Origin of the sequence: Komagataeibacter xylinus NBRC 15237, assembly GCF_001571345.1 — a bacterium.
Taxonomy (GTDB): Bacteria; Pseudomonadota; Alphaproteobacteria; order Acetobacterales; family Acetobacteraceae; genus Komagataeibacter; species Komagataeibacter xylinus.
In genome coordinates, this window is sequence record NZ_BCTP01000119.1 from 1 (window position 1) to 1,503 (window position 1,503).

Here is a 1,503-nt window from a genome sequence, read left to right on the forward strand (position 1 = left end):
AATATTTCCAGAAAGCCCTGCAAGGCATTTGCTTGTCCTTTGATCAGTATTTCTTCTGCATTTTGAAAAAAGACGACATATCGGCTTCTGTTTATGATCCATGACAGGTCTGTCAGGATATCCCGGAGTGCGTTGAAATTTTTGCCCGCGTAGGCTGGTGCATGGAACTTTTTATAAATTTCATCGTAGAATGCATCAAGCGTCTGCTGCATTAACGATCCTGATAAAATGATTGGATCATAGCTATTATAAACATCCGCCTGATGGTCTGTTTGGAAAAGCCATGGGGCCTCTATATTATCCAATGCATCCTTTTTAAACATCTTATATTATATCAAACAATATTAATATAATGCAGAAATTATACATTCGGAACATGATGCCGTCAATATTTTTTCTCATTATATATAACTAAAAAGGCCGATTTACTGATAATTGGACCTGTTAATTCTTGATGAAATCTGCTGTCGCCACGATGAGGATGATGGAAAGAAAGGACACGACTGCCTTCTCGTATCGGGTTGCGACAGTCCGCCATTCCTTGAAGATTTTCAACCAGATGTCGGTGCCCTTACGCCCATCTGGGTCAGGTGAACGGAAGATCGTTTTTTCTTGTCGGAATGATTGGGACGAAATCCCCTGTTCCCTCCCAAGAGACTTTCGGAACTTATATGAGGCATAGGACACGGCGGTTCATGCGCTTGTTCGGGTGAAACCGTAAAAGACAGTACCCAGCCATGACCGTATGCGGCCATGCAGACCTTGGGGCCACATTCAGGTGGCGACGGACGCGCACCATTTTGCACCGTTCTGATGCCGCCAGAAAATTGTGGATTCGTCCGCCGCAGGTTCCTCCGGGAGGTCTTGCCTTTCGGACGGGCTTCTCTCGATCAAAGGATCCAGATGGACCATGCAGTGCGTTCTATCATTCAAGGTCTAATAGCCCCAAGTGTGGATATTTCAATTAGGGCTTGTTACGTTATATCAAAAGCAACTTCAGACCGAAACGTACCCTTTTTCTCGCCATGATTTTTCCATCTGAGGAACGTACGCTATGATTTTGTCTAGGTCTTCGGTCATTTTTGGAAATACAGTCTTGTATTCATCACTTCTATATCGCCTTACAAATTCAAAATCTCCTATAATACAACGAATTATACATAACATAACGCCTTGGCTTTGTTCATATTCATGATAACCACCAGACAAAGATACCTTATATTTTGCGGGTAAGAACTCCAACATATTTTCCTCACTTGAAAAATTATAATGCTCATCAAAAAAAGAAATTCCTTGCATGAGAACTCGCTCAATAACACTTGGAAGTTCAGAAATATCTCTCCAATATAATTCATTAGACCCACGATCGCGTATAAATCCAACTCTGTCCTGAATAAAGCATGGGGTATATTCCGCAAACTCTGGAAGCATATTGAGTTCGCATCTAATTTCTTCAAAAAAAACACTGAAGATGTATACATTGGACGACCTAATATTTTCTTA

The 1,503-nt window shown here is 41.4% G+C and carries 2 protein-coding genes; both read right to left on the minus strand.

Annotated features, from left to right (window positions below):
• A partial coding sequence (locus GXY01S_RS16645; protein WP_169797773.1) for a barstar family protein occupies nucleotides 1–305 on the minus strand: 305 nt, incomplete at its 3' end.
• Nucleotides 306–996: 691 nt separating this feature from the next.
• The gene (locus tag GXY01S_RS17795; protein WP_082770974.1) at nucleotides 997–1,431 is read right to left on the minus strand and encodes a hypothetical protein; all 435 of its coding nucleotides are present in this window, start codon (nucleotides 1,429–1,431) and stop codon (nucleotides 997–999) included.
• Between the last annotated feature and the right edge of the window lie 72 nt (nucleotides 1,432–1,503).